We start from the raw sequence: 24,450 nt of genomic DNA, 5'->3' as shown, positions 1-24,450 counted from the left end.
CGTGCGCGCGCGTCGGCCCGGACCCGGAACCGGCGCACACGCGTGCGTGGAGGTCGTTCCGGCCGTCGTACGACACTGGAGGCGTGATCCGTTACGACGCCCTGGACGCGCTGCCCGTGCGCTCCGCCCTGCCCGCCCTGACCGACGCCCTGGAGGGTCGCGGCACCGCCGTGCTCGTGGCGCCGCCCGGCACCGGCAAGACGACGCTGGTGCCGCTCGTGCTGGCGGGGCTGGTCGGCGACGGTCCCGCCCGGCGGGTCGTGGTGGCCGAGCCGCGCCGGATCGCGGCACGGGCGGCGGCCCGGCGGATGGCGTGGCTGCTGGGCGAGAGGCCCGGCGAGAGCGTGGGCTTCACGGTGCGCGGCGAACGGGCCGTGGGACGGCACACGCGCGTGGAGGTCGTCACGACCGGTGTGCTGCTGCAGCGGCTGCAACGCGACCAGGAGCTGGCCGGCGTCGACGTCGTCGTCCTCGACGAGTGCCACGAGCGGCATCTGGACGCCGACACGGTGGCGGCGTTCCTGTGGGACGTACGGCAGGCGCTGCGGCCCGAGCTGCGGCTGGTGGCGGCGTCGGCGACCACGGACGCCGAGGGGTGGGCGCGGCTGCTGGGCGATGCGCCCGTGGTCGAGGCGGCGGGCGTGGCGCACCCGGTGGAGGCGGTGTGGGCGCCCGCGGCGCGCCCGGTACGGCCGCCGCACGGGATGCGGGTGGATCCCGCGCTGCTGGAGCACGTGGCGTCGGTGGTGCTGCGGGCGCTGGCCGAGCGGGAGGGGGACGTGCTCTGCTTCCTGCCCGGCGTGGGCGAGATCGCGCGCGTGGCCGGGCGGCTGGGTCGGCTGGACACCGTGGACGTGCTGCAGGTCCACGGGCGGGCTCCGGCCGCCGTGCAGGACGCGGTGCTGGCCCCCGGGGCGCGGCGCCGGGTGGTGCTGGCGACGTCCGTGGCTGAGTCGTCGCTGACGGTGCCGGGGGTACGGGTGGTGGTGGACTCGGGGCTCGCGCGCGAGCCGCGGGTGGACCACGCGCGGGGGCTGAGCGGGCTGACGACCGTACGGGCGTCGCGGGCGTCCGGGCGGCAGCGGGCGGGGCGGGCCGGGCGTGAGGCGCCCGGTGTGGTGTACCGGTGCTGGTCGCAGGCCGAGGACGTCCGCCTGCCGGCGTTCCCGGCGCCGGAGATCAAGGTGGCCGACCTGACCGCGTTCGCCCTTCAGGCGGCCTGCTGGGGTGATCCGGACGCCTCGGGTCTTGCACTGCTGGACCCGCCGCCGGGCGGGGCGATGGCGGCGGCACGGGACGTCCTGCGTGCCGTGGGCGCGGTGGACGGCGCGGGCCGGGCCACGGAGGTGGGCGTGCGGCTGGCCCGGCTGGGAGTGCACCCCCGGCTGGGGCGCGCGCTGCTGGACACGTCCGGTGAGGGGGCGGAGGCCGTCGCGCTGCTGTCCGAGGAGGCGCCCCGGGAGTACGGCGACGATCTCGACGAGGCGCTGCGGCGGGCCCGGCGCGGCGGCGACGCCTACGCGGGGCGGTGGGCCGCGGAGGTGCGGCGGCTGCGGGCCGTCTCGGCCGGGTCCTCCCGCCCGCACGCCGACGACCGCCGGACGCGGGCGGACGCCCCGGGTGCGGGGGCCGGTTGGGACGGGGGTGCCGGGCTGGTGGCCGCTCTCGCCTTCCCCGAGCGGGTCGCCAGGTCGGACGGCGGGTCGTACCTCATGGTCTCCGGCACCCGGGCGGAACTCGATGAGGGGTCGGCGTTGCGGGGCGCGCCCTGGATCGTCGTCGCCGTCGCCGAGCGGCCGTCCTCGAAGGGGCTCGCGCGGGTGCGGCTCGGGGCGGCCGTCGCGCAGGACGTGGCGCTCGCCGCGGCCGGCACGCTGTTCGAGGAGCGCGAGGAGGTGCACTGGTCCGGCGGGGATGTCGTGGCCCGCCGGGTGGAACGGCTGGGCGCCGTCGAACTGGCCGTACGGCCGCTGGTGGACGCCGACCCGGCCCTCGTGCGCGCCGCCCTGCTCCAGGGGCTCGGGCAGGAAGGGCTCGGGCTGCTGCGCTGGTCGCCGGAGGCGGAGGTGCTGCGGCAGCGGCTGGCGTTCCTGCGGGCGCACCTCGGGGCGCCGTGGCCGGAGGTGTCGGACGGTGCGCTCCACGCGCGCGTGGACGAGTGGCTGGAGCCGGAGCTGAGCCGGGCCCGGCGGCGGGCCGACCTCGCCCGGATCGACGCGGGGCAGGCGCTCGCACGGCTGCTGCCCTGGGCGAGCGGGGACGCCGCGCGCCTGGACGAGCTGGCGCCGGAGCGGATCACCGTGCCGAGCGGGTCCAGGATCCGGATCGACTACCGGGATCCGGAGCGGCCGGTGCTCGCGGTCAAGTTGCAGGAGATGTTCGGGCTGAGCGAGACGCCGGCCGTGGCGGGGGTGCCGCTGCTGGTGCACCTGCTGTCCCCCGCCGGGCGGCCCGCCGCCGTGACGGCCGACCTCGCCTCCTTCTGGGCGGACGGTTACCGGGGCGTCCGGGCGGAGCTGCGCGGGCGCTACCCGAAGCATCCGTGGCCCGAGGACCCGGCGGGTGCCGAGCCCACGCGGCACACCAACGCCCGGCTGAGGCGGTGACCGGGCCGGGTTCCGCGGTCCGGTGCGGTGGCGGGTCCCGCGGGCGGCGGCAGCGGGCCTCCGGGCGCGCGTGACGGGATCCCTGCCGCGGACGCGCATGACGGTTCCTGCCCGGGCCTCCGGGGGGCCCGCGACGAGAAGGGCGCCCTGCCCGCCGGAGCGGGAAGGGCGCCTTTGGTGTCCTGTGCGGCCCGGTTAAGGGCTCAGGAGGAGGCGGACGGGCTCGGCGAGGCGCTCTCGGGGGCGTCGGCGGCAGCCGCGACCTTCAGCTCCACGGTGAGCGTGGCGCCGCCCGTGGTGGTGACGCGCAGCAGGAAGGTGCCGGTGGTGTCGTCGGCGTACAGCTTCGGCAGCGTGAGCAGCCCCTTGCCGTCCGTCCGAAGACCGGTGAGGGTGCGTACGGGCTTGCCGTCGGCGTCCTTGAAGTAGGGGCCCTTGTCGTTCTCGGTGGTGTCGTCGCCGGACTTGATCAGGGTGGCGGTGGCCGCGACCTTGTCCGCGACGGCGCCCTTGTACGTCGCCTTCACCTGGACCTGGTCGGCGAACTCGCCGCCCGGCACGCAGGTCAGCGGGGTGTCGGCGGTGCGGGCCAGGGTGTCGGCGGCGCGCGCGGTGACCGTGGCCGTGTAGCCGACGCCGGCGACCGGGCGGCCGACGACGGCCGCGGTGACCTTGAAGACGCCGGTCTTCTCGCCCGCCTGGAGCGCCGGGGCGAGGGCGACGCCCTTGGCGTCCGTGGCGACGGTGGCCACCTTCTCGCCGCCGGTGAAGGCGGCGTCGGTGTCACCGGTGATGGTGAACCTGATCCTGACCTTGCCGACGGCCTTGCCGGCCTTGGTCTCGGCGCGGGTGCCGATCCGGTCGCCGAAGGTGTCACCCGCCATCGCGGTGAGCTCGGCCGTGCCCGCGTCCTCCAGGTGGTCCACCGTGTCGGTGGGGGTCTGCGGGGGCGTCGGCGGGACGGGCGGCTTCGGCGGGGTCGGGCGCGGGGTCTCGTTGCCGTCGCCGGGATCGTGCGGCTTCGGATCCGGCTTCGGGTCCGGCTTCGGGTCCGGCTTCGGGTCCGGCTTGGGGGCCGGCGAGGTCCGCGGCGGGTGGGACGGCTTCGGGGACTTGCCGGGCGGGGTGCCGTTGTCGCTGCGGTGCGACGGGATGGTGCCGGTGCCGTCGGGCACGGAGTGCGTGCCCTTGCGGTAGTACTCCAGCCAGTTCAGGACGAGGTTCAGGTAGTCCTGCGAGTTGTTGTAGCTGAGGATCGCGCTGTGCAGGCCGGCGTCGCCGGACATGTCCCAGTCGTTGCGGCACAGGTAGTGGCCGGCGGCGAGGGCGGCGTCGTAGACGTTGTTGGGGTCCTTCGCGCCGTCGTCGTTGCCGTCGCGGCCCGCCCAGGCCCACGTCGACGGGATGAACTGCATGGGGCCGACGGCCTGGTCGTACCGGCTGTTGCCGTCGTACGCGCCGTCGTCGGTGTCCGGGATGAGCGCGAAGCCGTTGCCGTCGAGCTGCGGGCCGAGGATCCGCCCGAGCGTGGTGCCGTCGGCGTCGACCCGGCCGCCGCGGGCCTGGCCCGACTCGACCTTGCCGATGGCGGCGAGCAGTTGCCAGGGAAGGTTGCATCCCGGCTTGGTGGTGCGCAGTTCGGCCTCGGCCCTCTTGTAGGCGTCGAGGACGGTCGCCGGGATGCCCGCCTCGGCCTCGCCCCGGGAGACGGGGGTGTCGATGCTCGACGAGGGGCTCGGCTTGGGGCTCTTCAGCGGCGGCAGGTCCGTGAAGTAGGGCGAGTCGCCGGTGGCGTCACCGCCGCCTGCCGCGTCGGGCACGGGCGAGGACGCGCCCGCCGCCGCCTGTCTGCCGTGGTCGTCGCCGGTCGCCCCCGGAGCCTGGGACGCGGAGAGAGCCGCGACCGCCGCCGCGGCCACGGCGGTGGTCGCCGCTCCCTTGCGCAGCCGCCTGCCGAAATGCGCCGCCATAGAGTGAACCCCTCCCGTGGACGCCGTCGCGTCCGTCTCCGTCCGTCTGCCTCGCTCTGGTGTGACGGTTGACCCGCTGCTCTGGTTGCCCCTGTCGCGTCTTTCCCTGTGCGGGAAGTGTGTCCGACCGTGCGTCAGGCACGCGCCGCAGGTGACCCTACGACAACTCGCTTGGTGAACGCACCGCTTGGTGCCCGCGATTCACCGGTTGGCCGACTGTGGTCGTCGTGCGCGTCGTGTACGGCGGTCCCGCATACTGGACGGGCCTGATCACCGGGTGCGGTGGACGGGCCGACTACCTTTCCGGGGGGCCTGCGTTGCCGTTCACGCTCAGCCATGCGGCGGCCGTGCTGCCCGCGATGCGCCGGGACGCCACCGGCCGGGGCCGGCTGGTGCCGGCGGTGCTCACCGCGGGCTCCTTCGCACCCGACCTGACCTACTACGCGGCGAGCGTCGTGCCGGGCGCGATGGAATTCGGCGCGGTCACCCACTCGTTCGCCGGGGTCGCGACCGTCGACGTGCTCATCGCCTGGGCGCTGGCGGGGCTGTGGCTGCTCCTGCGCGAGCCGCTGGTCGCGCTGCTGCCGCGGGCCCGGCAGGGGCGGCCGGCCGCTCTGCTGCGCTGCGGTGTGCCCCGCGCGCGCGTGCGCGCCGTCCCGGCGGCGTGGTGGTACGTGTCCGCGGTGCTGGGTGCGCTGACCCATGTGGTGTGGGACGCGTTCACGCATCACGACCGGTGGGGGACAAGGCTGATTCCGGCCATCGGACGGGTCCACCCGGCGGGCGAGCCGCTGTACTCCTGGCTCCAGTACGCCTCGTCGGTGGCGGGTGCCGTGGTGATCGTTCTCTTCCTGGTCCGTGCGCTGCGGTGTATGCCCGGCGGGGAGCCGGTGGGGGTGCCGGTGCTTTCCGCGCGGGACCGGTGCGGGGCGCTGGTGGTGATCGGGGGCTGCGCGCTGGCCGGGGCGGTGCAGCGGGCGGCGCGGTGGTGGGGGCACCGGGGTGCGTCGGCGGGGCCGTGGGAGCTGGTGCCCACCCTGTGCTTCGGGGTGGGCACCGGGGTGCTGCTGGGGCTGTTCCTGTACGCCGTCGGGGTCAGGGTGTGGCGTCCGGGCCCGGTTCCGGGCGGTCCTGGGGAGGCCGGGGGACCTGTTGGCACGGTCGCGGCGGACCGGGGGCGGCCGGTCTCTCGGTGAGGGACGCGACGAAGACGGTGAGCGTGTGCCGGGGGCGCGCCCGCGGGACCAGGCTGAGCGCCAGGGCGAGATAGCCGCGGGCCAGTTCGGCCCATGGTCGCCGGTCCAGGGCGCGGTCCGCGCGGGCGGTGAGGCCGGCGAGCCGGCGCCGCAGTCCGGTGGCGGCCCTGCGCGCGGCGTCGGCCGGGTCGGCCGGGATGCGGGCGGTGCTTGCGCCGGCCGCGAGGGCCGGGACCGGCGAGGCGGGCATGGCCTGCGCCGAGACGGTGTCCGCCGCCCAGACCCGGGTGACCGCGTCGGGCGTCCGGCGGTGAAGCATGCGTATACCCATGCCCGCAGTGTTGCGGCTGCGGAGGGCGGGGGGCGTCTCGGCGGGGGCCGTGCGAGTGACGGGCCCCGGCCGTGCGTACGACGGGTCCTGCGGGCAGGTGACCGCGGGTGCAGCGGGATCCGGCCGACGGTGCCGTGCGCGTGACGGACCCGGCCGGGGCCGGCACCCCGCCCACGCGGCGGATGCCCGGATGACCGACGGCAGCCCGCCGACGCGGCAGGCACCGGACCGGTTACCCCGGACGGCACCCCGCCGACGCGGCGGACGGTGGCCGCTGCGCCGGTGGGCACCTCGCCGGCGGCCGGGAGGGCACGTCGGGGCGACGGCCCCTCCCGCCCGGCCGGCACGCGTCAGTGCGCCGCCGACTCCCAGTCCGGGCCCACGCCCACCGAGACGTCCAGCGGGGCGCGCAGCCGCACGGCGTTCGCCATCTCGCGGCGGACGATCTCCTCGGCGGCCGCCCGCTCGCCGGGGGCGATCTCCAGGACGATCTCGTCGTGGACCTGGAGGAGCATGCGGGACCCCAGGCCCGCGTCCCGCAGCGCGCTGTCCACCTTGAGCATGGCGATCTTCACGATGTCCGCCGCCGTGCCCTGGATGGGCGCGTTGAGGGCCATGCGCTCGGCGGCCTCGCGGCGCTGGCGGTTGTCGCTGTTGAGGTCGGGGAGGTAGCGACGGCGGCCGAAGAGCGTCGCCGTGTAGCCGGTCGCCCGGGCCTCGTCGACCGCCCGGCGCAGGTAGTCCCGCACGCCGCCGAAGCGCTCGAAGTACGCGTCCATCAGGCCGCGGGCCTCCGCCGCCTCGATGTTCAGCTGCTGGGACAGGCCGAACGCCGACAGACCGTACGCCAGGCCGTACGACATGGCCTTGATCTTGCGGCGCATCTCCGCGTCCACCGCGGTGGGCGCGACGCCGAACACCTGGGCGGCGGCCGTGGTGTGCAGGTCCTCACCGGAGGTGAACGCCTGGATCAGGCCCTCGTCCTCGGAGAGGTGGGCCATCACGCGCAGCTCGATCTGGCTGTAGTCGGCGGTCATCAGCGACTCGAAGCCCTCGCCGACGACGAAGCCCCGGCGGATCGCCCGGCCCTCGTCCGTGCGGACGGGGATGTTCTGCAGGTTCGGGTCCGTGGAGGACAGCCGGCCGGTCGCGGCCACCGTCTGGTTGAAGGTGGTGTGGATACGGCCGTCGCCCGCGATGGTCTTGATCAGGCCCTCGACCGTGACGCGCAGCTTCGCCTGCTCACGGTGCCGGAGCATGATCACAGGCAGTTCGTTGTCGGTCTGGGTGGCGAGCCAGGCCAGGGCGTCGGCGTCGGTGGTGTAGCCGGTCTTCGTCTTCTTCGTCTTCGGCAGGGCCAGCTCGCCGAAGAGGACCTCCTGCAGCTGTTTGGGCGAGCCCAGGTTGAACTCGTGGCCCGCGGCGGCGTGGGCCTCCTTCACGGCCTGCTGCACCGCACCGGCGAACATCTGCTCCATCGCCTCGAGGTGCGTGCGGTCGGCCGCGATGCCGTGCCGCTCCATGCGGGCGAGCAGGACGGAGGTGGGCAGCTCCATGTCCCGCAGCAGGTCGGCGGCGCCGACCTCCGCCAGGCGGCCCTCGAAGGCCTCGCCCAGGTCCAGGACGGCACGGGCCTTGATCATCAGCGCCTCGGCCTCCGCGCCGTCGTCCGCGCCGAAGGCCAGCTGGCCGTCGGCCGCGGCGGCGGGCCCCAGCTCGCGGTGCAGGTACTCCATGGACAGGGCGTCCAGGTCGAAGGAGCGGCGGCCCGGCTTGACCAGGTAGGCGGCGAGCGCGGTGTCCATCGCGACGCCCTCGACGCTCCAGCCGTGCTCGGCGAGGACACGCATGGCGCCCTTGGCGTTGTGGAACACCTTGGCGCGGCCGGCGTCGGCCAGCCAGGCCCCGAACGCGTTCTCGTCGGCCTCGTCCAGCTCGGCGGGATCGAACCACGCGGCCGCTCCCCCGGGCGCCGCCAGAGCCACCTCGGCGACCGAGCCGGCGCCCAGGGCCCAGGTGTCGACGGTGGCGACGCCCACCGTCCCCGTGCCGTGCTCCGTCAGCCAGCCGGCCAGCTCGCCGGTGCCCAGAACCCGTCCGTCGATCTCCACGCCGTCGGCGGCGACCGGCGTGACCTCGGCCTCCTCCACGCCCGGGTCCACGGCGAACAGACGCTCACGCAGGGACGGGTTGCGGATCTCCAGGGTGTCCAGGACCATCGCGACGGCCTTGCGGTCGTAGGCCATCCGCTCCAGGTCCGCGACCGTCCCCGGCAGCTCGACACCGCGCTCCAGCTCGGTCAGCAGGCGGTTGAGCTTCACCGACTCCAGATGGTCGCGCAGGTTCTGCCCGGCCTTGCCCTTGACCTCCTCGACGCGCTCGACCAGCTCCGCGAACGAACCGAACTGGTTGATCCACTTCGCGGCGGTCTTCTCGCCGACGCCCGGGATGCCGGGCAGGTTGTCGGACGGGTCACCCCGCAGGGCGGCGAAGTCCGGGTACTGCGCGGGCGTCAGTCCGTACTTCTCGAAAACCTTCTCCGGAGTGAACCGGGTCAGCTCCGAGACGCCCTTCGTCGGGTACAGGACGGTGGTGTTCTCGGTGACCAGCTGGAAGGAGTCGCGGTCACCGGTGACGATCAGCACTTCAAAACCGTCGGCCTCGGCCCGGGTGGCGAGGGTGGCGATGACGTCGTCCGCCTCGAAGCCCTCCACCGCGAAACGCCGCGCCCCCATCGCGTCCAGCAGCTCGCCGATCAGCTCCACCTGACCCCTGAACTCGTCGGGCGTCTTGGAGCGGTTCGCCTTGTACTCCGTGAACCGCTCCGAGCGCCAGGTCTTGCGCGAGACGTCGAAGGCCACCGCGAAGTGCGTCGGCGCCTCGTCACGCAGCGTGTTGGCCAGCATCGACGCGAAACCGTAGATCGCGTTCGTCGGCTGGCCGGTCGCGGTCGTGAAGTTCTCCGCGGGCAGCGCGAAGAACGCGCGGTAGGCCAGCGAGTGCCCGTCCATGAGCATCAGCCGGGGACGGGTACCGCCGGGGGTCTTGTCGGTCTTCTTCGATGCTGTCTTCGCCACGTCCCCGATCCTGCCACGCCGCACCGACAGTCCCGACCCGGCGACCGCGCCCGCCACGGCCCCCCGCCCGGCGCACCCCGCGTCGGACGGGGCCCCACCTCCCCCGCCCGGTCCGCCCCACCTCCCCCGCCCGGCCCGCCCCGCTTCCCCCGCCGCCCGGCCCGGACCGCTGTCACCGGCCCGTGGGAGGATCGTCGGCGTACTTCTCGCACACGGTCGAGGTACTTCTCACACGCAGTCGAAGGGGAGCGTGCGATGGCGACGAAGCCGCCCAAGGGTGATCCGGTGCAGGACGCGCCGCGGGTCACGGAGCCCCAGCACGCGGCCGCGGGCCTGCCGGCCGTCGGCCACACCCTGCGCGTCGCCCAGCGGCAGATGGGAGTGCGGCGCACCGCGCTGACCCTGCTGCGGGTCAACCAGAAGGACGGCTTCGACTGCCCGGGCTGCGCCTGGCCGGAGCCCGACCACCGGCACAAGGCGGAGTTCTGCGAGAACGGCGCCAAGGCCGTCGCCGAGGAGGCGACACTGCGCCGGGTCACACCCGAGTTCTTCGCCGCGCACCCCGTCGCGGACCTGGCCCGCCGCAGCGGCTACTGGCTGGGCCAGCAGGGCCGCCTCACCCACCCCATGTACCTGCCCGAAGGCGCGGAGCACTACGAGCCGGTCAGCTGGGAACGCGCCTTCGACATCGTCGCCGAGGAGATCGCCGCACTCGGCTCCCCCGACGAGGCCGTCTTCTACACCTCCGGCCGCACCAGCAACGAGGCAGCGTTCCTGTACCAGCTCTTCGCCCGCGAGCTCGGCACGAACAACCTGCCGGACTGCTCCAACATGTGCCACGAGTCCTCGGGCTCCGCACTGTCGGAGACCATCGGCATCGGCAAGGGCAGCGTCCTGCTGGAGGACCTGCACCAGGCCGACCTGATCATCGTCGCCGGGCAGAACCCGGGGACGAACCACCCGCGCATGCTGTCCGCGCTGGAGAAGGCCAAGGCGAACGGCGCACGGATCATCAGCGTCAACCCGCTGCCCGAGGCGGGCCTCGAACGCTTCAAGAACCCGCAGACCCCCAAGGGCATGCTCAAGGGCGCCGCCCTGACCGACCTCTTCCTGCAGATCCGCATCGGCGGCGACCAGGCCCTCTTCCGCCTCCTCAACAAGATGATCCTGCAGACGCCCGGCGCGGTCGACGAGGAGTTCGTACGCGAACACACCCACGGCTTCGAGGAGTTCGCCGAGGCCGCCCGGACCGCCGACTGGGCCGGGACGCTGACGGCGACCGGTCTCGCCCAGGAGGAGATCGAGGAGGCGCTGCGCATGGTGCTCGCCTCGGAACGGACCATCGTCTGCTGGGCCATGGGTCTCACCCAGCACAAGCACTCCGTCCCGACCATCCGCGAGGTGGTCAACTTCCTGCTGCTGCGCGGCAACATCGGCCGCACGGGCGCGGGCGTGTGCCCGGTGCGCGGCCACTCCAACGTGCAGGGCGACCGCACGATGGGCATCTTCGAACGGCCCGCCCCGGCGTTCCTGGACGCCCTGGAGAAGGAGTTCGGGTTCACGCCTCCGCGCGAGCACGGCTTCGACGTCGTACGCGCCATCCGCGCGCTGCGCGACGGCGAGGCCAAGGTGTTCTTCGCCATGGGCGGCAACTTCGTCGCCGCCTCCCCCGACACGGAGGTGACCGAGGCGGCCATGCGACGGGCGCGGCTGACCGTGCACGTGTCGACCAAGCTGAACCGCTCGCACGTGGTCACGGGCGCACGGGCACTGATCCTGCCAACCCTGGGACGCACGGAACGCGATCTGCAGGGCGGCGGCGAGCAGTTCGTGACGGTCGAGGACTCCATGGGCATGGTGCACGCCTCGCGCGGCCGCCTCGCCCCGGCGAGCCCCCGGCTGAAGTCCGAGCCGGCCATCGTCTGCGGCCTCGCCCGCCGCGTGCTCGGCGAGAGGAGCGTCGTGCCGTGGGAGGAGTTCGCACACGACTACGCCGCGATCCGCGACCGCATCGCCCGCGTGATCCCCGGCTTCGAGGACTTCAACGCGCGCGTGGCCCGCCCGGGCGGCTTCACGCTGCCGCACGCCCCCCGCGACGAGCGCCGCTTCCCCACCGCCACCGGCAAGGCCAACTTCACGGCGGCGCCGGTGGAGTACCCCGAACTGCCCGAGGGCCGGCTGCTGCTGCAGACGCTGCGCTCGCACGACCAGTACAACACCACGATCTACGGCCTCGACGACCGCTACCGGGGCATCACCGGCGGGCGCCGGGTGGTGCTGGTGAACCCGCGGGACGCCCGGGCGCTGGGCGTCGCCGACGGGTCGTACGTGGACCTGGTGAGCGAGTGGAGGGACGGGCTGGAGCGGCGGGCGCCCGGGTTCCGGGTCGTGCTCTACCCGACGGCGCCGGGATGCGCGGCGGCCTACTACCCCGAGACGAACGTCCTCGTCCCGCTGGACGCCACCGCCGACACCAGCAACACCCCCGCCAGCAAGTCCGTCGTCGTGCGCCTCGAGGGCTGCGCGGAGGGCGGGGAGAGGCGTCTGGAACAATCGGCGACCGACTGAGCGTTCGCTCAGCCGACGGACAGACAGGTGTACGACCGAACGGAGCCGGGCCGATGGGTGAGCAGCAGCACGTGAAGTTCCCGCAGGAGATCATCGACGAGTACGCGGCGCTCGGCGTGGACCTGCCCGCCCTGTTCTCGGCCGGCCACCTCGGCACGCGGATGGGCGTGCAGATCCTGGAGGCCGCACCCGAGAAGGTCGTCGGCACCATGCCGGTGGAGGGCAACACCCAGCCCTACGGCCTGCTGCACGGCGGCGCCTCCGCGGTGCTCGCGGAGACCCTCGGCTCGGTCGGCTCCATGCTGCACGGCGGCAGCTCCAAGATCGCGGTCGGCGTCGACCTGAACTGCACGCACCACCGCGGGGTCCGCTCGGGCCTGGTGACCGGCGTGGCCACGCCCGTGCACCGGGGCCGGTCGACGGCCACGTACGAGATCGTGATCAGCGACGAGGAGGGCCGCCGGGTGTGCACCGCCCGGCTGACCTGCCTGCTGCGGGACGCCAGGCCGGGCGGCGAGGCACACGCGCGCCCCGACGGCCGCTGAGCGGACCCCGACGCAGGACCCCGACGCAGGACCCCGGCGCAGGACCATTGCCCCTCGCCGCCCCCGCCCCTAGCTTCGGCACATGGGACGGCGAGGAGGCCCCCGGCCGGGGGCGGCGGGACTGCCGATACTGGGGCCGGCACTGGCGGCCCTGCTCTGCGTGACGGGCTGCGACCGGCCCGCGGACCCCCCGCACCCCACCCCCGTTCCCGCGCCCACCCGGGCCACCGCGTCCCCGCCCTCCGACGCGGACCTGTGCACCCGGCTCGTCGCGCACTGGGCGCGCGCCGCCCTCGACAGCGGCACCTACGGCGACTACCAGTCGATGGGCCTGTCCAACGGGCAGTACGACATCCTCAGGGACGTCGTGACCGCCGCGCGGGCCGTGCGGCGACGACAAGGCCTTCCCGCCGCACACGACCTGATCGACCGTCAGGCGGGACAGGCCTGCACCGAGCGCTACCGCCACGGAGCACGGACCGGGGGCCCCTGGACCTGAGCGGCACCGGCCCGCCCGGACCGGACGAGGGCCGCGACGGCCCCTCCCGCGCCCCCGCGGACAAAAGCGGGTTCCCACCGCAAGATCACCAAAAGCATGCACGTGACGCAATGCGGAAAAGTACCGGGGAACGCCGGGCTCCCTTTCCCGGAAGTAACTGAGCGTATATACGCGCGCAATACAGAATCACGGATTCCCCCACGATCCACGCCGCGCACAGGACCCTCGGCACGGCCTGGAAGTCGCCTGCAGCAACAGAGTTAAGTAATCACCAAAACCCCCGAGACACCTGAACGCATCGCGGTGAGTCCTGCAGGTTCTCACCATGCGGACAGGGCGAAACGGCTCGAATTCCGCCGTTCCCCCCACCGCGTACCGCTCTGCATTACCTCGTGTCATAACAAGAGCGTCACAGCCTTGGCCAGACACTCCTCCACGTTCCCCACACACGCCTAGAGTCACGGCCAGTCACCGCGCCGTCGGATTCCCACTCCGACCCGACACACTTCGGACAGGCGCGCGGCTCGACCGTCTCCACGGGGATGCGGTCGTCCAGCGGAAAGGACTGATCGTGCGTCAACGTTCGCTCATCGCCATCACCGCCGCCCTGGCGGCGGGAGCACTCACCCTCACCGCCTGCGGCTCGCGCGACAGCGGCGACAAGGGCTCGGACTCCGGCAACGGCGGCGGCACCACCGTCGTCATCGGCGTCGACGCCCCGCTGACCGGCGACCTGTCCGCACTCGGCCTGGGCATCCGGAACTCGGTGGACCTCGCGGCCAAGCAGGCCAACAAGAAGAACTACGTCAAGGGCGTCACCTTCAAGATCGAGGCCGCCGACGACCAGGCCCAGCCCTCCTCCGGCCAGTCGAACGCCACCAAGTTCGTCGGCAACAAGGACGTCCTCGGCGTCGTCGGCCCGCTCAACTCCTCCGTCGCCCAGTCCATGCAGAAGGTCTTCGACGACGCCAAGCTCGTCGAGGTCTCGCCGGCCAACACCAACCCGGCACTGACCCAGGGCGACGACTGGCAGAAGTCCAAGACGCGGGCCTACAAGTCCTACTTCCGCACCGCCACCACCGACGCCATCCAGGGCCCCTTCGCCGCCCAGTACGTCTACAAGAAGGCCAAGAAGACCAAGGCCTTCATCATCGACGACAAGAAGACCTACGGCGCCGGCCTCGCCGCCACCTTCACCGACGAGTTCAAGAAGCTCGGCGGCAAGATCGTCGGCACCGAGCACATCAACCCCGACACCAAGGACTTCTCCGCGGTCGCCACCAAGGTGAAGAACTCCGGCGCCCAGGTCGTCTACTACGGCGGCGAATACCCCCAGGCCGGCCCCCTCAGCAAGCAGATCAAGGCCGCCGGCGCCAAGGTCCCGCTGGTCGGCGGCGACGGCATCTACGCCGACGACTTCATCAAGCTGGCCGGCGCCAAGGGCGCGGGCGACCTCGCCACCTCCGTCGGCGCACCCGTCGAAACCCTCCCCTCCGCCAAGGAATTCGTCGCCAACTACAAGGCGGCGGGTTACAAGGAGGCCTACGCGGCCTACGGCGGCTACTCCTACGACTCCGCCTGGTCCATCATCGAGGCCGTCAAGAAGGTCGTCGACGACAACGGCGGCAAGCTCCCCGACGACGCCCGCGCCAAGGTCACCGCCGCCATGCAGAACGTCTCCTTCGACGGCGTGACCGGCAAGGTCTCCTTCGACGAGTACGGCGACGCCACCAACAAGCAGCTCACCGTCTACTCCGTCAACGGCAACGCCTGGAAGGCCGTGGACTCCGGCACCTACAACGGCAGCTGACCCACACCCGCACCAGCCGAGCCGCGCGGGGCGCTCATCAACACTGGCGCCCCGCGCGGACTCGCATCCGGTCACATCCGTCGAACTTTCCGAACGTCTCGGAGGACATGCGGTGAACGAACTGCCGCAGCAGCTGGTCAACGGCCTGCTACTAGGATCCATGTACGGGCTGGTCGCCATCGGCTACACAATGGTCTACGGCATCGTCCAGCTCATCAACTTCGCCCACGGCGAGATCTTCATGACCGGCGCCTTCGGCGCACTCACGGTCTACGCATACGTACTTCCCGACGGCACCTCCATGTGGGTGGCCCTGCCGCTGATGCTCATCGGCGCCATCCTCGTCGCCGTCACCGTCGCCGTCGGAGCGGAACGGTTCGCCTACCGCCCCCTGCGCAGCGCCCCCCGCCTCGCCCCCCTCATCACCGCCATCGGCCTCTCCCTGGCCCTGCAGCAGGCGGTATGGGCCTGGTACCCCGGCGCCAAGTCCGCCCGCACCTTCCCCAGCATCCCGGGCGGCCCCTTCGAGATCGGCAACGTCACCATCCAGACCGGTGACATCTTCCTCGTCGCCGCCGCCCCCCTCAGCATGGGCATCCTCGCCTACTTCGTGATGCGCACCCGCACCGGACGCGGCATGCAGGCCACCGCCCAGGACCCCGACACCGCCAAGCTCATGGGCGTCAACACCGACCGCATCATCGTCATCGCGTTCGCCCTCGGCGCCACCTTCGCCGCCGTCGGATCCGTCGCCTACGGCCTCAAGTACGGCCAGATCGACTTCCGCATGGGCTTCATCCTCGGCCTCAAGGCCTTCACCGCGGCCGTCCTCGGCGGCATCGGAAACATCTACGGCGCCATGCTCGGCGGCCTCGTCCTCGGCGTCGCCGAAGCCCTGTCCACCGCCTACATCGCCGACATCCCCGGCATGGACAAGTTCGGCAGCCAGTCCTGGGCAGACGTCTGGGCGTTCGTACTCCTCATCCTCGTGCTCCTCTTCAGGCCACAAGGCCTGCTCGGCGAGCGCGTCGCGGACAGGGCGTGACACCGATGACCACACAGACCACCACAGCGGAAACCCCCAGCACCCCCACCGCCGCACAGACCAGCCTCATCGGCCTGCCCGCACCACTCGGACGGGCACTGGCCACCGCCGGCGGCGCCCTCACCATCATCTCCACCTTCCTCGCCTGGACCTGGACCGCCGCCTTCCCCGGCGACCTCACCGTCTACGGCTACCCCGGCGGCCTCCAGGTCCTCGTCCTCATCGGCGGCGCCCTCACCACCCTCTTCGGCCTCGCCTCCTACGGCATCAAGGGCCTCAGCCTCCTCACCCCCGGCAGCGCCGACAGCGCCGTCAAGACGGCCGCACTCGGCACCTTCGCCACCGCCTGGTACACCGTCATCGCCATCAGCACCGACCTCGGCGGCGTCGTCAACCTCGAACCCGGCGGCTACGTCGTCGCCGCCACCACCCTGGCCGCCCTCATCGGCGCCCTCGCGCTGCCCTTCGAGCGCCCCCAGCCCGAACTCGCCGACCCCGACGACACCGGCTGGGAGAAGTTCCGCCACCAGAGCCGCCAGAACTGGAACACCGTCAAGGCCGCCTTCGCCGCCAAACCCCCCGCCCCCGCGGCCAAGCTCCCGGCCTACGCCGAGATCCTCGTCATCGTCGCCGCCATGGCCCTCGGCCTCACCGTCTTCACCTACGGCATCGGCACCGAGTACGACCAGCTGTTCATCGGCTTCCTCATCACCGCCGGCTTCGGCTTCGCCGCACTCGCCAAGGCCGGGCTCGTGGCCCGGGTCTCGGCGATCACCGCACGCCACCGCAACAGCACCATGGCCGGCGCCTTCATCGCCGCCGCCGCCTTCCCCTTCACCCAGTCCGACGACCAGTACGCGACCATCGGCGTCTACATCCTGATCTTCGCCACCGTCGCCCTCGGCCTCAACATCGTCGTCGGCCTCGCCGGCCTCCTCGACCTCGGCTACGTCGCCTTCCTCGGCGTCGGCGCCTACACCGCCGCCCTGGTCTCCGGCTCCCCCTCCTCCCCCCTGCACGTCCAGTGGCCCTTCTGGGCCTCCGCCCTCCTCGGCGCCGCCGTCGCCATGGTCTTCGGCGTCCTCATCGGCGCCCCCACCCTCCGACTGCGCGGCGACTACCTCGCCATCGTCACCCTCGGCTTCGGCGAGATCTTCCGCATCACCGTCCTCAACATGGACGGCACCTCCGGACCCGACGTCACCAACGGCTCCAACGGCATCTCCTCGGTCCCGAACCTCAACATCCTCGGCTTCGACCTCGGCCAGGAACACCAGATCCTCGGCACCACCGTCGGCCGCTTCGCGAACTACTTCCTGCTGATGCTCCTCATCACGCTCGTCGTGGTCGTCGTCTTCCGGCGCAGCAGCGACTCCCGCATCGGCCGCGCCTGGATCGCCATCCGCGAGGACGAGACCGCCGCCCTCGCCATGGGCATCAACGGCTTCCGCGTCAAGCTCATCGCCTTCGCCCTCGGCGCCTGCCTCGCCGGCCTCGCCGGCTCCGTCCAGGCCCACGTCACCTACACCGTGACCCCCGAGCAGTACCAGTTCGCACACGTCGTCCCACCCAACTCCGCCTTCCTCCTGGCCGCGGTCGTCCTCGGCGGCATGGGCACCATCGCCGGACCCCTCGTCGGCGCCGCCCTCCTCTACCTCATCCCCGCCAAGCTCCAATTCCTGGGCGACTACCAGCTCTTCGCCTTCGGCGTCGCGCTCGTAATCCTGATGCGCTTCCGCCCCGAGGGCCTCATCCCCAACCGGCGCCGGCAGCTCGAGTTCCACGAGGAGACCGAAGCGCCCGCCGTCCTCAGCAAGGCAGGGGCCTGACCACGATGACTACCGACACCACCACCAAGGACGCCGCCCCCGGCGCCACCGCCCCCGGCCAGACCGTCCTCGACGCCCGCGGCGTCACCATGCGCTTCGGCGGACTCACCGCCGTACGCAACGTCGACCTCACCGTCAACAGCGGAGAGATCGTCGGCCTCATCGGCCCCAACGGCGCCGGCAAGACCACCTTCTTCAACTGCCTCACCGGCCTCTACATCCCCACCGAGGGCGAAGTCCGCTACAAGGGCAACGTCCTGCCGCCCAAATCCTTCAAGGTCACCGCCGCCGGCATCGCACGCACCTTCCAGAACATCCGGCTCTTCGCCAACATGACCGTCCTGGAAAACGTCCTCGTCGGCCGCCACACCCGCACCAAGGAAGGCCTCTGGTCCGCACTGCTGCGCGGCCCCGGCTTCCACCGCGCGGAAAAGGCCTCCCGCGAACGGGCCATGGAACTGCTGACGTTCGTGGGCCTCGAGAAGAAGTCCGAACACCTCGCCCGCAACCTCCCCTACGGCGAACAGCGCAAACTCGAGATCGCCCGCGCCCTCGCCAGCGAGCCCGGCCTGCTCCTCCTCGACGAACCCACGGCCGGCATGAACCCCCAGGAAACCCGCGCCACCGAGGAACTCGTCTTCGCCATCCGCGACATGGGCATCGCCGTCCTCGTCATCGAGCACGACATGCGCTTCATCATGAACCTCTGCGACCGGGTGGCCGTCCTCGTCCAGGGCGAGAAGCTGATCGAAGGCGACAGCGCAACCGTCCAGGGCGACGAACGGGTCATCGCCGCCTACCTCGGCGAACCCTTCGAGAACGCGCCCGGCGACGACGAGGTCGCCGAGGTCGAGGCCGCCGAAGCGCACGCCGAGACCACAACGGACGCCGCGCCCGGCAAGGAGAACGACCGATGACCGCACTGCTCGAAGTCGAGGACCTGCGAGTCGCCTACGGCAAGATCGAAGCCGTCAAGGGCATCTCCTTCAAGGTCGAAGCCGGCCAGGTCGTCACCCTCATCGGCACCAACGGCGCCGGCAAGACCACCACCCTGCGCACCCTCTCCGGACTGCTCAAGCCCGTCGGCGGCCAGATCAAATTCAACGGCAAATCGCTGAAGAAGATCCCCGCCCACCAGGTGGTCTCCCTGGGCCTCGCCCACTCCCCCGAAGGCCGCCACATCTTCCCGCGCATGACCATCGAGGACAACCTCCGCCTCGGCGCCTTCCTGCGCAGCGACAGACCCGGCATCGAGAAGGACATCCAGCGCGCCTACGACCTCTTCCCCATCCTCGGGGAACGCAGGAAGCAGGCCGCCGGCACCCTCTCCGGCGGCGAACAGCAGATGCTCGCCATGGGCAGGGCACTCATGTCCCAGCCCAAACTGCTCATGCTCGACGAACCCTCCATGGGCCTGTCACCGATCATGATGCAGAAGATCATGGCGACCATCGCCGAACTGAAGTCCCAGGGCATGACCATCCTGCTCATCGAGCAGAACGCCCAGGCGGCACTCTCCCTCGCCGACCAGGGCCACGTCATGGAAGTCGGCAACATCGTCCTGTCCGGCACCGGCCAGGACCTGCTCCACGACGAGTCCGTCCGCAAGGCCTACCTCGGCGAGGACTGACCCCCACACGCGGCGAGGCCCGCGCCCCCTTCTCCGGGGCACGGGCCTCGCCGTACGACTGCGGCACGAGCGGCACGGGCGGCACAGGCGGCGAAGGCCCGCAAGGACCGACGCTCAGCCCTTCTTCGAGGCCTTCTTCTCCTCGCTGTCCGCGATCACGGCCTCCGCCACCTGCTGCATCGACATACGACGGTCCATCGACGTCTTCTGGATCCACCGGAACGCCGCCGGCTCCGTCAGCCCGTACTCCGTCTGCAGCACGGACTTCGCCCGGTCCACCAGCTTGCGGGTCTCCAGCCGCAGCGTCAGGTCGGCGACCTCCTGCTCCAGCTGCTTCAGCTCCGTGAACCGGGACACGGCCATCTCGATCGCCGGCACCACGTCGCTCTTGCTGAACGGCTTCACCAGATAGGCCATCGCACCGGCGTCCCGCGCCCGCTCCACCAGGTCGCGCTGCGAGAAGGCGGTGAGCATCAGGACCGGCGCGATCGACTCCTCGGCGATCTTCTCCGCCGCGGAGATGCCGTCCAGCTTGGGCATCTTCACGTCCAGGATCACCAGGTCGGGCCGGTGCTCACGGGCCAGCTCGACGGCCTGCTCACCGTCCCCGGCCTCGCCGACGACGGTGTAGCCCTCCTCTTCCAGCATCTCTTTGAGGTCGAGCCGGATCAGGGCCTCGTCCTCGGCGATGACGACACGGGTCGTCAGCGGAGGCACGTGCGACTTGTCGTCGTCGGGCACGTCTACGGGCTGGGGCGACTCGGGGGCGGTCACGGGGGCTCCTTGGTACGGGCCGGGCAGGTTCTGCTGCCTATGCAGCCTACCTAGCGGCGGGGAGCTGTGGTGACCCGGTATGCTTCCGTGCAGCCAGTCCTGCCGGGTTGGTGGAACGGCATACACGGAGGTCTCAAACACCTCTGCCTGAAAGGGCTTGCGGGTTCGAATCCCGCACCCGGCACCTCCGAAGCGGAGGATCACGTTCGCGTGGTTCTCCGCTTTTTGCGCGTGTCGTCAGGGTCGGTGACACAGAGTGGCCGCATGCACCAGCACGGCACAGATTTACGAATGCGTGCCCTGACCCTCCTGCGCGACGGCGCGAGCAACGCAGACGTGGCGCGCAAGCTCAGGGTGCCGCCAGGAACCATCAGCTACTGGAAGCACCAGGACCGGGCGAAGCGCGGTGAGTGTCCTGGCAGGCCCGTCCCCCAATGCCCCCGGTGCCACGGGCGCAAGCTCGATGAGCCTGCATACAGCTACCTGCTGGGCCTCTACCTCGGCGACGGCCACATCATTCAGAACAGGGCGATGCGCTGTCCAAGCCTGTCCGTGGCATGCGATGAAGCATGGCCAGGCCTCATGGAAGCCTGCGCGAGCGCTATGCGCTCCGTGTTTCCGGACAACTCGGTCTGCCGTGTCCGCCGAAAAGGCTGCCGCGAGATCAAGCTGTACTCAAAGCACATATGGTGTCTCTTTCCCCAGCACGGTCCCGGCAAGAAACACGAGCGGCGTATCGCCCTCGAGCCCTGGCAGCAGGAGATCATCGACGAACACCCGTGGGAGTTCGTCCGAGGTCTGCTCCATTCCGACGGGTGCCGCGTCATCAACTGGACGACTCGCATCGTCGCCGGTGAGCGCAAGCGCTATGAATACCCCCGGTACTTCTTCACCAACCTGTCCGACGACATCCGGCGGCTCTACACGGACACGCTCGACAAGCTCGGTATCACGTGGACCCACTGCACGCGCAACGGCAACCCGTACAACATCTCCGTCGCCAAGAAGGCCCACGTGGCCCTTCTCGACGCGCACGTCGGCCCCAAGCACTGATCCCCGGTCCTCTACTTCGGGCTGTCGTCCTCCCCGATGTGGTGGACGCGGACCATGTTCGTCGCGCCGGAGACGCCGGGTGGGGAGCCGGCCGTGATGACGACGACGTCGCCCTTCCGGCAGCGGCCGTACTTCAGCAGCAGTTCGTCGACCTGGTCGACCATCGCGTCCGTGGAGTCCGCCTGCGGGCCCAGGAAGGTTTCCGCACCCCAGGTGAGGCTGAGCTGGGAGCGGGTGGCCGGTTCGGGGGTGAAGGCGAGCAGGGGGATCGGCGAGCGGTAGCGGGACAGGCGGCGGGCGGTGTCGCCGGTCTGGGTGAAGGCGACCAGGAACTTGGCGCCGAGGAAGTCGCCCATCTCGGCGGCGGCGCGGGCGACGGCGCCGCCCTGGGTGCGGGGCTTGTTGCGTTCGGTGAGGGGTGGCAGGCCGGCGGCGAGCATGTTCTCCTCGGCCGCCGTGACGATCCTGGCCATGGTGCGCACGGTCTCGACGGGGTAGGTGCCGACGCTGGTCTCGCCGGAGAGCATGACGGCGTCGGCGCCGTCGAGGACGGCGTTGGCGACGTCGGAGGCCTCGGCTCGGGTGGGCCGTGCGTTGCCGATCATGGAGTCGAGCATCTGGGTGGCGACGATGACCGGTTTGGCGTTGCGTTTGGCGAGCTTGACGGCGCGTTTCTGGACGATGGGCACTTGTTCGAGGGGCATTTCGACGCCGAGGTCGCCGCGGGCGACCATGAGTCCGTCGAAGGCGGCGACGATGCCGTCGAGGTCGGCGACGGCCTGGGGTTTCTCGATTTTGGCGATGACGGGGAGGCGGCGGCCCTCGTCGTCCATGATGCGGTGCACGTCCTTGGCGTCGTCGCCGTTGCGGACGAAGGAGAGGGCGACGATGTCGAAGCCGGTGCGCAGCGCCCAGCGCAGGTCGTCCTCGTCCTTTTTGGAGAGGGCGGGGACGGAGACGGCGACGCCGGGGAGGTTGAGGCCTTTGTGGTCGGAGATGACGCCGCCTTCGAGTACGCGGGTGTGTACTCGGGGGCCGTCGACGGTGGTGACTTCGAGGCAGACCTTGCCGTCGTCGACGAGGATGCGTTCGCCGGGGGTGACGTCGGCGGCGAGGCCGGCGTAGGTGGTGCCGCACTGGTGGCGGTCGCCTTGGGCGCCGTCTTCGACGGTGATGGTGAAGGTGTCGCCGCGTTCGAGGAGTACGGGGCCTTCGTGGAAGCGGCCGAGCCGGATCTTCGGGCCTTGAAGGTCGGCGAGGATGCCGACGCTGCGGCCGGTTTCGTCGGCGGCTTTGCGTACGCGCCGGTAGCGCTCCTCGTGTTCGGCGTGGGTGCCGTGGCTGAGGTTGAAGCGGGCGACGTCCATTCCGGCTTCGACGAGGGCTTTGATCTGGTCGTACGAGTCGGTGGCGGGCCCCAGAGTGCATACGATTTTCGCTCGGCGCATGGTTCGAGCCTAGGCCTTACCGGCGGGTAGAGAATCCGGGCCGCATGTCGTCTCAACAACCTTTGCGTGAAGGGTTGTTGACAAGTGTTGAAGTGTGCGACGGGTCGCTCCTTTGAGCGATTCGGTGGGGTGACGCGTGGGGGTCCGGGGAAGTGGTCACCAGATCGCAACCTTCCGGACCTGTTGCGTTAGGTCATGCCCAGGTCAGAATCTACGCGCGTTGTTGATCTGGCCGAGGAGACCGGGAGATGCCGTTGAACCGCCGGAAGTTCCTGAAGAAGTCCGCCGTCACCGGGGCGGGAGTGGCGATCGCCGGCGGGGCGGCGGCTCCGGCGGCCGAGGCGGCGGAGCGGGCCAGGCCCGGGCACCCCGCGAAGCGGCACTCGCTGACCGTCATGGGCACCACCGACCTGCACGGTCACGTCTTCAACTGGGACTACTTCAAGGACGCGGAGTACTCCGACAAGGCCGGCAACGCGATGGGGCTGGCCCGGATCTCCACCCTGGTCGACCAGGTGCGTGACGAGAAGGGCCGCTGCAACACGCTGCTGCTGGACGCCGGTGACACCATCCAGGGCACGCCGCTGACGTACTACTACGCCAAGGTCGACCCGATCACCGCCAAGGGCGGTCCGGTGCACCCGATGGCGCAGGCTATGAACGCGATCGGCTACGACGCGGCGGCGCTCGGCAACCACGAGTTCAACTACGGCATCGAGACCCTGCGCCGGTTCGAGGAGCAGCTGGACTTCCCGCTGCTCGGCGCCAACGCGGTCGACGCGAAGACGCTTCGGCCCGCCTTCCCGCCGTACTTCATCAAGACGTTCCACGTGCCGGGCGCCAAGCCGGTCAAGGTCGGTGTGCTGGGTCTGACCAACCCGGGTATCGCGATCTGGGACAAGGCCTACGTCCAGGGCAAGCTGAAGTTCGAGGGTCTGGAGGAGCAGGCGGCCAAGTGGGTGCCGCGGCTGAGGTCGCTGGGCGCTGACGTGGTCGTGGTGTCCGCGCACTCGGGTACGTCGGGCACGTCGTCGTACGGGGACCAGGTGCCGTACGTGGAGAACGCGGCCGCCAACGTGGCCCGGCTGGTGCCGGGCATCGACGCGATCCTGGTGGGTCACGCGCATCTGGAGATCCCGGAGCTGAAGGTCGTCAACGAGAAGACCGGGAAGACCGTGGTGCTGTCGGAGCCGCTGTGTTACGCCGAGCGGCTGACCCTGTTCGACATCGAGCTGGTGTTCAGCAAGGGCCGGTGGGAGGTGGAGTCGGTCTCGGCGTCGCTGCGCGACTCCGCCGCGGTGGCCGACGACCCGAAGATCACCAAGTTGCTGTCGGACGAGCACCGGAAGGTCGTCGCGTACGTCAACCAGGTGGTGGGCCGGGCGACGCAGACGCTGACCACGGTCGACGCCCGTTACAAGGACGCTCCGATCATCGACCTGATCACCAAGGTGCAGGAGGACGTGGTCGGGGCGGCGCTGGCGGGGACGGAGTACGCCTCGCTGCCGGTGATCGCCCAGGCCTCGCCGTTCTCCCGGACCTCTCAGATCCCGGCGGGCGATGTGACCATCCGGGACCTGTCGGGTCTGTACGTGTACGACAACACGCTGGTGGCGAAGCTGCTGACGGGTGCGCAGGTGCGGGCGTACCTGGAGTACTCGGCGGAGTACTACGTGCAGACGGCCGTCGGTGCGCCGGTGGACGTGGAGAAGCTGACGAACGCGGGTGGCCGGCCGGACTACAACTACGACTACGTGTCGGGTCTGTCGTACGACATCGACGTGTCTCGGCCGGCCGGTTCGCGGATCAGGAACCTGACGTACAAGGGGGCGGTGCTGGACGACGGGCAGCAGTTCGTGCTGGCGGTGAACAACTACCGGGCCAACGGCGGCGGTGCGTTCCCGCATGTGGCGACGGCCAAGGAGCTGTGGTCGGAGTCGACGGAGATCCGTACCCGGATCGCGGAGTGGGTCACCGCGAAGGGTGTTCTGGACCCGAAGGACTTCGCGTCGGTGGACTGGCGGCTGGTGCGCGAGGGCACGCCGGTGTTCTGAGGGGGTTGAGGGGGG

At 71.3% G+C, this 24,450-nt stretch carries 17 protein-coding genes and 1 tRNA gene; 13 read left to right on the top strand and 5 right to left on the bottom strand.

The window, feature by feature from the left end; translation table 11 throughout:
* The first annotated feature begins 83 nt into the window (after nucleotides 1-83).
* Complete coding sequence (hrpB, locus tag IE177_RS25495; protein WP_190017759.1) at nucleotides 84-2,606, top strand: ATP-dependent helicase HrpB; 2,523 nt, start codon at nucleotides 84-86, stop codon at nucleotides 2,604-2,606.
* Between the two features lie 203 nt (nucleotides 2,607-2,809).
* Here the strand turns inward: hrpB and IE177_RS25490 are convergent, their stop codons facing one another.
* Nucleotides 2,810-4,576, bottom strand: a complete 1,767-nt coding sequence (locus IE177_RS25490; protein ID WP_190017758.1) for a lytic transglycosylase domain-containing protein — start codon at nucleotides 4,574-4,576, stop codon at nucleotides 2,810-2,812.
* A 317-nt stretch (nucleotides 4,577-4,893) separates the two neighbouring features.
* On the opposite strand from IE177_RS25490, the gene IE177_RS25485 reads away from it, so the two are divergent.
* The gene (locus tag IE177_RS25485) at nucleotides 4,894-5,772 is read left to right on the top strand and encodes a DUF4184 family protein (protein WP_190017822.1); all 879 of its coding nucleotides are present in this window, start codon (nucleotides 4,894-4,896) and stop codon (nucleotides 5,770-5,772) included.
* On the opposite strand, the gene IE177_RS25480 is transcribed toward IE177_RS25485, so the two are convergent.
* On the bottom strand, nucleotides 5,672-6,103 hold the full coding sequence (locus IE177_RS25480) for a hypothetical protein (protein ID WP_190017757.1): 432 nt from the start codon (nucleotides 6,101-6,103) through the stop codon (nucleotides 5,672-5,674). The two genes, IE177_RS25485 and IE177_RS25480, sit on opposite strands and share 101 nt — an antisense overlap.
* Nucleotides 6,104-6,453: 350 nt before the next feature.
* Nucleotides 6,454-9,180 (bottom strand): DNA polymerase I, encoded by a 2,727-nt coding sequence (gene polA / locus IE177_RS25475; RefSeq protein ID WP_190017756.1) that lies wholly within the window; start codon nucleotides 9,178-9,180, stop codon nucleotides 6,454-6,456.
* 255 nt (nucleotides 9,181-9,435) lie between these two features.
* On the opposite strand from polA, the gene IE177_RS25470 reads away from it, so the two are divergent.
* The 8 genes from IE177_RS25470 (at nucleotide 9,436) to IE177_RS25435 (ending at nucleotide 19,106) form a co-directional block, all read left to right on the top strand.
* A complete protein-coding gene (locus IE177_RS25470) occupies nucleotides 9,436-11,748 on the top strand; it encodes an FdhF/YdeP family oxidoreductase (RefSeq protein WP_190017755.1) in 2,313 nt (770 codons plus the stop codon).
* Between the two features lie 53 nt (nucleotides 11,749-11,801).
* Nucleotides 11,802-12,293 (top strand): hotdog fold thioesterase, encoded by a 492-nt coding sequence (locus tag IE177_RS25465; protein WP_190017754.1) that lies wholly within the window; start codon nucleotides 11,802-11,804, stop codon nucleotides 12,291-12,293.
* 82 nt (nucleotides 12,294-12,375) lie between these two features.
* Complete coding sequence (locus IE177_RS25460) at nucleotides 12,376-12,792, top strand: hypothetical protein (protein WP_190017753.1); 417 nt, start codon at nucleotides 12,376-12,378, stop codon at nucleotides 12,790-12,792.
* A 571-nt stretch (nucleotides 12,793-13,363) separates the two neighbouring features.
* Nucleotides 13,364-14,602 (top strand): branched-chain amino acid ABC transporter substrate-binding protein, encoded by a 1,239-nt coding sequence (locus IE177_RS25455; RefSeq protein ID WP_190017752.1) that lies wholly within the window; start codon nucleotides 13,364-13,366, stop codon nucleotides 14,600-14,602.
* A gap of 112 nt (nucleotides 14,603-14,714) precedes the next feature.
* The gene (locus tag IE177_RS25450) at nucleotides 14,715-15,647 is read left to right on the top strand and encodes a branched-chain amino acid ABC transporter permease (RefSeq protein WP_190017751.1); all 933 of its coding nucleotides are present in this window, start codon (nucleotides 14,715-14,717) and stop codon (nucleotides 15,645-15,647) included.
* A 5-nt stretch (nucleotides 15,648-15,652) separates the two neighbouring features.
* Nucleotides 15,653-17,476, top strand: coding sequence for a branched-chain amino acid ABC transporter permease (locus tag IE177_RS25445; protein WP_190017750.1), 1,824 nt, complete (start codon nucleotides 15,653-15,655; stop codon nucleotides 17,474-17,476).
* Nucleotides 17,477-17,481: 5 nt separating this feature from the next.
* Nucleotides 17,482-18,393, top strand: a complete 912-nt coding sequence (locus tag IE177_RS25440) for an ABC transporter ATP-binding protein (protein ID WP_190017749.1) — start codon at nucleotides 17,482-17,484, stop codon at nucleotides 18,391-18,393.
* Entirely contained in the window at nucleotides 18,390-19,106 is a 717-nt protein-coding gene (locus IE177_RS25435; RefSeq protein WP_190017748.1) for an ABC transporter ATP-binding protein, read from the top strand. The genes IE177_RS25440 and IE177_RS25435 overlap by 4 nt, the downstream gene beginning before the upstream one ends.
* Before the next feature lie 114 nt (nucleotides 19,107-19,220).
* Here IE177_RS25435 and IE177_RS25430 read toward each other — a convergent pair whose 3' ends face one another.
* Nucleotides 19,221-19,880, bottom strand: coding sequence for an ANTAR domain-containing response regulator (locus tag IE177_RS25430; RefSeq protein ID WP_190017747.1), 660 nt, complete (start codon nucleotides 19,878-19,880; stop codon nucleotides 19,221-19,223).
* Between the two features lie 101 nt (nucleotides 19,881-19,981).
* On the opposite strand from IE177_RS25430, the gene IE177_RS25425 reads away from it, so the two are divergent.
* Both IE177_RS25425 and IE177_RS25420 read left to right on the top strand, forming a co-directional pair.
* Nucleotides 19,982-20,064: transfer RNA gene (locus tag IE177_RS25425), tRNA-Leu, on the top strand.
* 80 nt (nucleotides 20,065-20,144) lie between these two features.
* Nucleotides 20,145-20,933, top strand: coding sequence for a helix-turn-helix domain-containing protein (locus tag IE177_RS25420; protein ID WP_190017746.1), 789 nt, complete (start codon nucleotides 20,145-20,147; stop codon nucleotides 20,931-20,933).
* 11 nt (nucleotides 20,934-20,944) lie between these two features.
* On the opposite strand, the gene pyk is transcribed toward IE177_RS25420, so the two are convergent.
* On the bottom strand, nucleotides 20,945-22,381 hold the full coding sequence (pyk, locus tag IE177_RS25415; RefSeq protein WP_190017745.1) for a pyruvate kinase: 1,437 nt from the start codon (nucleotides 22,379-22,381) through the stop codon (nucleotides 20,945-20,947).
* A 248-nt stretch (nucleotides 22,382-22,629) separates the two neighbouring features.
* Between pyk and IE177_RS25410 the strand changes: the two genes are divergently transcribed.
* Entirely contained in the window at nucleotides 22,630-24,435 is a 1,806-nt protein-coding gene (locus IE177_RS25410; RefSeq protein WP_190017744.1) for a bifunctional metallophosphatase/5'-nucleotidase, read from the top strand.
* Nucleotides 24,436-24,450 lie beyond the last annotated feature (15 nt).

Origin of the sequence: Streptomyces lucensis JCM 4490 (genome assembly GCF_014650035.1) — a bacterium.
Taxonomy (GTDB): Bacteria; Actinomycetota; Actinomycetes; order Streptomycetales; family Streptomycetaceae; genus Streptomyces; species Streptomyces lucensis.
The sequence above is the reverse complement of the archived record's forward strand: the minus strand, read 5'-3'. Positions and strand labels throughout refer to the sequence as shown.

Bases quoted from the DNA above. Each gene is read 5' to 3' on its own strand.
- IE177_RS25490 (WP_190017758.1), bottom strand. From the start codon at position 4,576: ATGGCGGCGCATTTCGGCAGGCGGCTGCGCAAGGGAGCGGCGACCACC.
- IE177_RS25480 (WP_190017757.1), bottom strand. From the start codon at position 6,103: ATGGGTATACGCATGCTTCACCGCCGGACGCCCGACGCGGTCACCCGG.
- IE177_RS25470 (WP_190017755.1), top strand. From the start codon at position 9,436: ATGGCGACGAAGCCGCCCAAGGGTGATCCGGTGCAGGACGCGCCGCGG.
- IE177_RS25465 (WP_190017754.1), top strand. From the start codon at position 11,802: ATGGGTGAGCAGCAGCACGTGAAGTTCCCGCAGGAGATCATCGACGAG.
- IE177_RS25460 (WP_190017753.1), top strand. From the start codon at position 12,376: ATGGGACGGCGAGGAGGCCCCCGGCCGGGGGCGGCGGGACTGCCGATA.
- IE177_RS25445 (WP_190017750.1), top strand. From the start codon at position 15,653: ATGACCACACAGACCACCACAGCGGAAACCCCCAGCACCCCCACCGCC.
- IE177_RS25440 (WP_190017749.1), top strand. From the start codon at position 17,482: ATGACTACCGACACCACCACCAAGGACGCCGCCCCCGGCGCCACCGCC.
- IE177_RS25435 (WP_190017748.1), top strand. From the start codon at position 18,390: ATGACCGCACTGCTCGAAGTCGAGGACCTGCGAGTCGCCTACGGCAAG.
- IE177_RS25420 (WP_190017746.1), top strand. From the start codon at position 20,145: ATGCACCAGCACGGCACAGATTTACGAATGCGTGCCCTGACCCTCCTG.
- pyk (WP_190017745.1), bottom strand. From the start codon at position 22,381: ATGCGCCGAGCGAAAATCGTATGCACTCTGGGGCCCGCCACCGACTCG.
- IE177_RS25410 (WP_190017744.1), top strand. From the start codon at position 22,630: ATGCCGTTGAACCGCCGGAAGTTCCTGAAGAAGTCCGCCGTCACCGGG.